Here is a 442-nt window from a genome sequence, read left to right as displayed (position 1 = left end):
CACGTCGAACTTCACGCCCTGCGCGAGCGGCAATTCGCGGCTGTAGTTGATCGTGTTCGTCGCGCGGCGCATGTAGCTCTTCCACGCGTCCGAGCCCGATTCGCGGCCGCCGCCCGTCTCCTTCTCGCCGCCGAACGCGCCGCCGATCTCCGCGCCGCTCGTGCCGATGTTCACGTTGACGATCCCGCAATCGCTGCCGGCCGCCGACATGAACCGCTCGGCCTCGCGCATGTCGTTCGTGAAGATCGCCGACGACAGCCCTTGCGGCACGCCGTTGTGGATCGCAAGCGCCTCGTCGAAGTCGTCATAGACGAGCACGTACAGGATCGGCGCGAACGTCTCGCGCGTGACGACGGCCGTCTGCCTCGGCATCCGCACGAGCGCCGGGCGCACATAATACGCATCCGCGCGGCCGAGCTCGACACGTTCGCCGCCCTTCACC

At 67.9% G+C, this 442-nt stretch carries 1 protein-coding gene; it reads right to left on the bottom strand.

The window, feature by feature from the left end; translation table 11 throughout:
- On the bottom strand, positions 1–442 hold a 442-nt coding region (locus J5M71_RS28595), incomplete at both ends, for an aldehyde dehydrogenase family protein (protein WP_207839040.1).

Origin of the sequence: Pseudomonas sp. 43(2021), from assembly GCF_017490805.1 — a bacterium.
Lineage (GTDB): Bacteria > Pseudomonadota > Gammaproteobacteria > Pseudomonadales > Pseudomonadaceae > Aquipseudomonas.
Note: the sequence above shows the minus strand (reverse complement) of the source record. Positions and strands in the feature narration are given on the sequence as shown.